Here is a 6,666-nt window from a genome sequence, read left to right on the forward strand (position 1 = left end):
AAACCAAAGCCATTGAAATATTGATAACTTTTTAAACGCTAAAGCTAAAAGTTACCAACATTACAACAGCATTATGAATATTATTATAAATTTGAAATTAAAGGAAATTATAACCAGACAGAGTTTGATTTACACTCCCTATAAGAATATAAATTCATTCTTAAATTTGGTGTACTTTGAATAGAAAAGCTATCGGTCACATTCCAGCTTCCACTATTAAATGATATATTGGTATTTGCTGTTACGTTTCTTGTATAATTAGCAGTGAAATTTCTGATGGTAGGCGTACCATATAACTCCATGTACTGCGTTCCTTTTGCATTGATCGTTATATCCCTGATAGTTGGGTAATACTCAAAATGAATAACAGTACTACCTGTATTATCTGCATCAAAAATCATATCATTAAATGTAAGGTTAGTACCTCCGTAAAGATAGAAATGATCTGTTCCATGCCAGTTAATAACAGCATTGCCCATATTCAATGTAGTATTGGTCGAAGGATACATTCTGAACTGACTTCTTACCCATATGGTATCTGTTCCACTTACATCGATATCAACAACACCACCGGTCCATGAATAAAAGTGATATACATCAATACCATATCCATTTGACTTAAATTTATTGGCATATAAGAATAAACCATCACTTGATGCTTTTAGATCTTCAACTAAATTATAAACAGAACCATAGTTTGAACCTCCAAGTTCTAACCTTTTAATATCTCTTCCTCCAACATTAATGTCGTATTCGCCATATGACTTACTAAATAAATATAAGTTAGCCCACCAATCAAGATTAGCTGAAGGGTGTAAATCAATTGAGCCATCATATAATCGTACCGTACCTCTAATGGTTGCTGTAACTGCTGAATCAACTGTTAAAGATCCATCCTCCGTATATAAGGTACCTGAAGAATAAAAAGAAACACCATCAGTTAAGTGAAAATCACCTTTTTTCATCCAGATTTGTCCTGTTGAATAAATAGAGTTTGAATTATTCCAAACCAATGAATCAGTATAGAGATATGTATATCCTCTTGAATAATAGGATGTATTTTCACCTAAAACAAAAGTTCCATTCCATATTTGGAAGTTATATCCACCTTCGTTTCTATAAGTTGAATTTTTACCAATAATAAAACTACCATTGTTAACCTGTGTATGTGACCAACTTTTAAAATTCGTATTGGTATCACAAACAAAATCTCCATCTCTTACATATGTATTACCACCATAACGATAATAAGTTGAATTGGCTCCTAAATTAAAATCACCGACTCTAACATCTAATGTATGATGATCTTGTCTGAAAGAAGAATTTTCTCCTACTGTTAAACTACCATTGTAAATATAAAATTGACCATAATCATAAAAAGTCACTTTCTTCCCAAATGTAACATTTCCACCTGAAATATACATGTGATGACCATTAAATGTGCTGCTATCTGCAACGTCCAATTTTCCAGCATTTAATGTTAAACTTCTTACTGTTACATTACAATGTTTTCCTATAGCAACATCTCCACTAAGTAGTTGGAATGAACCAGAATGGTTTACATAATTACCATCATAAACAGTAAAGCCATCATCATTCAATTTTACAGTTCCACTTACAGTAAAACTGATGTTGTTGTTCGTTAATGCATCTCCAATATTAATACCTCCATCATATACAGTCATATTTCCTGACTGACTGAAAGTCAAGTTCTCAGATATATTAATTCCACCGTATATATGTAAAGCCCTGTTACTAGTAAACTTGGCTCCTGCAATCACATCCCTTGAATCGAATAATGCACAATAGCTTTCAAACGTAACATTACAGCTTTGACCTGATGCAGTAAATGAATTTGCATCAAAAATTACAGTGTCAAACTGTGAGGGAACTGATGGATGAAATACGAGTCCTCCAGTTGTAGTAGCCCAATGATTGGCATGATCTGACCAATCGCCAGTTCCACCAACCCAGAAATATTGTTTTGCACTGGAAGTTAATCCAATGGCTAAAAACAATGCTACCATTAATGAAAACTTAGTAACTACACCAAGCTTTTTAAATAAAGTTGTAAAATTTTGCATACGACAATTTTTATGTTAACTAATTTTTAATTCTAATTACATGAACTAATTGGGACTCGCTTAATAGTAAGTCTCCTCTGAATTCTTTTATACTATAGGCAAGTAAATACATCCCTTCATTTAAAGGTGTTATATCAACTGATCCGGTTTCTTCGTTTACTGTAATAATCGATTCTGCTAACGGAGATGAACTTGAAAAATCATCCTTATATTGGATTGTTTTGAATGGAGGATTTCCAACATCCAATGTTTTAGCATTGGTTTGTCCAGGCATAATTTCTTCCTGCTGAATAGTTGGATTTTCCTGTACATAATTGTTAGCTGTGCTCATTTCAATTTTAACTTGATCACCATCAGGATCATTAACTGCTAACATGTAATTAACAAGCTTATTGGTACATGTTAATGTTAACGGAATGACTGTCAGGCTTGGAGAAGAATTTGTTATACCAGCCTGATTATATATATGTGAAGTCAGAGCCATTCCCTGTGGAATAAGATTATCAATATTCTTCAAATTCATATCCCAACAACAATTCCCCCATGTAAGATCATAACCACCATACATAGGAGCTAAATCTATTTCCGCAGAGTAATAGGCAACTTTAACACATTGCTGGCTGTAATTATCACAAGCAACTGTAAGCCTTTCATTTCGTATTGTTGTCGAGTCAAGATTTAAATTGAGTTTAGCAATCTGTGTATTTGACATTCCTTCATAAACAGAAACCAATTGCTTTTCGTCAACACCTTCAAAAGCGCAATCAAAATACAAGCTGAGTTGAACCCGATAAGATATCGTATCACCATTGCTTTTCATTTTCACCTCATTGAGTTTAACGTCTCCTACATTTGGAGCATCTTCTTCCTGTATGATTTCATAGTGCAAGTAAGCTCCGAGAAAAATGCCTAACTCTTCATTTTCAGGAATATAGTCATCTAAAAAATCAGCATAAGCAGGCATGCTCAAACTTGACAATAGTATTGTCGCAAGTAACAAAGTTGTATAGCTGTTAATTTTTCGCATTTTATTATTTTTTAAATTTGTGTTTTGTGCTGTAGATCATAAATAGAACAATATCTCTTTCACTATTTTTTTTAAACGTCAAGTATTAAAGCATTCTTTAAGATTATCAAACTAAGTTTATTGAATGTCTCTTAGTCATTCTTACTTTCATTTAAACCTGAAGGGAAAACTATTTTTTTTGTCCTATTAATGTGGTAATACTAATTTGCTTGGAAAAAACTATTTTAGGTATATTTTTATATATCGCAATGTCAAATCAGCATCCTTAATTGAATTCAAATCTAATTACTATTTAGAACAGTTCCAAATTTAATTTCGTTTTAGTTTTTACACTTTGATTTTCTTATTTTTACGTTATGCAGTGTTTATTTATTGAATGATTAAAGTTGACTTTTATTAATAACTCATATCAAACAAAGGATGATTATGAGTCCATTTATCCTGAATAAACAAATATATAACGAATACCAATCAATCTCATAAATTCAGATTATCTGTTAGTTAATTAACCATCTTCTGCATGAATGATAATTATTGATTTATTAAGTATTCAGCCTTGGAATCACTAAATTTGTTTTAAAGAACAAAAAGTCAATCACAAAGGAAAGGTCATGCATAAAATCAATAGTGAAAGAGATCGAATGAAACAATTGAGTCATATTAGAAATTTACTGGCTCTGGCAATAACAGATGGATCATTTGATAATCAAGAAAAAGAGCTTGTATTTGAGATAGCCATAAACTCAGGAATTACTGCTGCTGAACTGAAGCAAATTGATCAAAATCCTGCATCAATACCCTATATCAAACCTGATACAAATGAAGAAAGAATAGATCAATTGTATGATTTAGTTCTCCTCATGATGGTTAACAAGGAAATAGAACAAAATGAATTAAGCTTGTGTAAAACAATGGCCATAAACCTTGGAATAGAAATATCAGTTGTCAATCGATTAATTCCTGCTATTATTGAATCCATTTCTAAAGGTGTAAAACCTCAGTTTTGCATTCCAGATATGCTCTCATTATTTGACTAAAAAAAGCTGTCCCATAAAATGAAACAGCTTTTTTAATCTCTTAATTATATTAAGAGCACCTTAAACCTTCTGATCGCCACATTTTCCTTCACTCATAAAAGGGTATTTAAAATCTGTCGGAGGAATTAGCGTTTCCTTGATGGTTCGAGGAGTTGTCCACCGTAAAAGATTTAAATAACTACCAGCTTTATCGTTGGTACCTGATGCTCGAGATCCACCAAATGGTTGTTGTCCAACAACTGCTCCTGTTGGTTTATCGTTATAATAAAAATTTCCTGCTGCATATTTGAGAGTATTGCATGCTTTAGTCATGGCCGCTCTATCATTGCTAAAAATTGAACCAGTTAGCGCATAAGGAGATGTTTGATCACATATGTCAAGTGTTTTTTCAAAATCCTTATCCTTGTATATATAGATTGTCAACACAGGACCAAAAATTTCTTCCTCCATACTTTTATATTGAGGATTTGAGGTCAAAATAACTGTTGGTTCAATAAAGTATCCAACCGATTTATCTCCATGACCACCGAAAATTACTTCAGCATCCGATGCTTTTTTCGCATGATCAATGTAGGACATGATATTGTCAAATGAATTCTCATCAATAACGGCATTCATAAAATTACCAAATTCAGTAACATCTCCCAGCCTGATTTCGCCAATCATATCAGCCATACTAGCTTTAACAGAAGGCCACAACGATTCTGGCAAATAAGCTCTTGAAGCAGCAGAGCATTTCTGTCCCTGATACTCATATGCTCCACGCACCATGGCTGTGGCAACTTCTTGTGCACCTGCAGTTTCATGAACAAATATGAAATCCTTCCCTCCTGTTTCTCCAACTAATTTGGGGTATGATTTATAAACAGAAAGGTTATCGCCCACAGTTTTCCATAAATGATTAAATGTATTATTCGAACCTGTAAAATGAATACCAGCTAAGTCTTTATCTGCTAAAACTTTATTACCAATCAAAGCGCCAGAACCTGGAATGAAATTGATAACCCCATCAGGTAAGCCAGCTTCTTTAAATATTTTCATTAAATAATAATTTGACAAAAGTGCTGTGGTAGCAGGCTTCCAAACGATGGTATTACCCATTAATGCAGGTGCAAGACTCAAGTTTGCGGATATCGAAGTGAAATTAAATGGACTCACTGCAAATACGAATCCTTCAAGCGGTCGATATTCAATACGGTTTATGATTCCTGCACTGGAAATGGGTTGATCGTGGTAAATTTCCGATATGTAATGGGCATTAAAACGTAAAAAATCAATGGTTTCATCAGCAGCATCAATTTCTGCCTGGAAAGCATTTTTACTTTGCCCTAACATTGTTGAGGCATTAATTACATGCCTATATTTTTTTGAAATCAAATCAGCTACTTTCAACGTAATTGATACTCTTTCAATCCAGGAAAGTCCTTCCCATGCCTTATGTGCTTTCATCGAAGCATCAATTGCCATTTGAACCTCTTTTTCTCCTGCTTTATGGTAAGTGGCTAAAATATGCTTATGATTGTGTGGCATAACAACTTTTCCCGTATTGCCGGTTCTAATTTCTTTTCCTCCTATTATTAAAGGAATATCTATTACTTCAGAACTCATGCGTTCCATTTCAGCAATTAAGAGTTTCCTTTCTTTGGTTCCAGCTCTATAGCTAAGAATAGGTTCGTTCTCTGGGCGTTCAAAATTAAAATTTGCGTTATTCATATCGTTATTCCTTCTTTATTTAGAATTATTCCAATTTTGTTATCAAAAAGAATACCACTATCTGTTTACACGAAATACATTTTAAACATTTATTATAAAGAGCATTTTATCCTTTCAAAACTATAAAATATTTTAAAGAATATCAATGCGTTATGTATATTTTCGCATATCCAAAAGAGAATAGATGGAGCCAAACAAAAAAGGGAAAGATTTTAAGAAGAGCAGGCAGAATATGCTTTTGCGCTATAAAATCTGGTTGAGTAGTGTTAGTGGAGATGGAATTATCAATGAAACCCAATGGGAACTTCTCAAAGCAATTGACCAGACCTCTTCACTCAAAACAGCAGTTGAAATAGTTGGTATTAGTTACCGTAAAGCATGGGGCGATTTAAAACATACTGAGGCCTCTTTAGGTTATCCGCTGACTGAAAAGTTCAGAGGCGGTAAAAATGGGGGCAAAACAATACTAACTGAAAAGGCTCAAAAATTATTAGAAGCCTATAGCGCCATGCAAATCCAGTTTGACGAATCGGTTGAAAAAGCATTTAAAGAATTTCAGAAGAAATTATCAAATTGATCTTCAACCTATTACTCCTCTACACTCAATGAGTCAATCTTCAATTCGACTTATTTAAGTTATTAAATGTTTGTACTTTTGTATTTAGAATTGTTCTAAACAAAATCACAAATATCATGAAATCAGGAATTCTAAAACTGACATATGCTTTAAGCATTGTCCTTCTTCTTTCCTCTTGTGCCAGTTATAAATACTCTAATCAAAACAATGCTGAAAACCTGCAAATAA

Annotated in this window: 5 protein-coding genes; 2 read left to right on the forward strand and 3 right to left on the reverse strand. The window is 33.2% G+C overall.

Going from position 1 to position 6,666, the window contains the following annotated elements:
- Positions 1 to 107: 107 nt before the first annotated feature.
- Together HOG71_12135 and HOG71_12140 are read right to left on the reverse strand one after the other, a co-directional pair.
- Positions 108 to 2,084: a hypothetical protein gene (locus tag HOG71_12135; GenBank protein ID MBT5991591.1), complete on the reverse strand. Its 1,977-nt coding sequence runs from the start codon at positions 2,082 to 2,084 to the stop codon at positions 108 to 110.
- Positions 2,085 to 2,103: 19 nt separating this feature from the next.
- Positions 2,104 to 3,111 (reverse strand): hypothetical protein, encoded by a 1,008-nt coding sequence (locus HOG71_12140; GenBank protein MBT5991592.1) that lies wholly within the window; start codon positions 3,109 to 3,111, stop codon positions 2,104 to 2,106.
- 611 nt (positions 3,112 to 3,722) lie between these two features.
- Here HOG71_12140 and HOG71_12145 point away from each other — a divergent pair.
- Positions 3,723 to 4,148: a hypothetical protein gene (locus HOG71_12145; GenBank protein MBT5991593.1), complete on the forward strand. Its 426-nt coding sequence runs from the start codon at positions 3,723 to 3,725 to the stop codon at positions 4,146 to 4,148.
- 60 nt (positions 4,149 to 4,208) lie between these two features.
- Here the strand turns inward: HOG71_12145 and pruA are convergent, their stop codons facing one another.
- On the reverse strand, positions 4,209 to 5,861 hold the full coding sequence (pruA, locus tag HOG71_12150) for an L-glutamate gamma-semialdehyde dehydrogenase (GenBank protein ID MBT5991594.1): 1,653 nt from the start codon (positions 5,859 to 5,861) through the stop codon (positions 4,209 to 4,211).
- A 184-nt stretch (positions 5,862 to 6,045) separates the two neighbouring features.
- Here pruA and HOG71_12155 point away from each other — a divergent pair, with 184 nt between their 5' ends.
- A complete protein-coding gene (locus HOG71_12155; GenBank protein ID MBT5991595.1) occupies positions 6,046 to 6,438 on the forward strand; it encodes a LysR family transcriptional regulator in 393 nt (130 codons plus the stop codon).
- Positions 6,439 to 6,666: the final 228 nt, after the last annotated feature.

It is taken from the genome of Bacteroidota bacterium (genome assembly GCA_018698135.1).
Taxonomy (GTDB): domain Bacteria; phylum Bacteroidota; class Bacteroidia; order CAILMK01; family JAAYUY01; genus JABINZ01.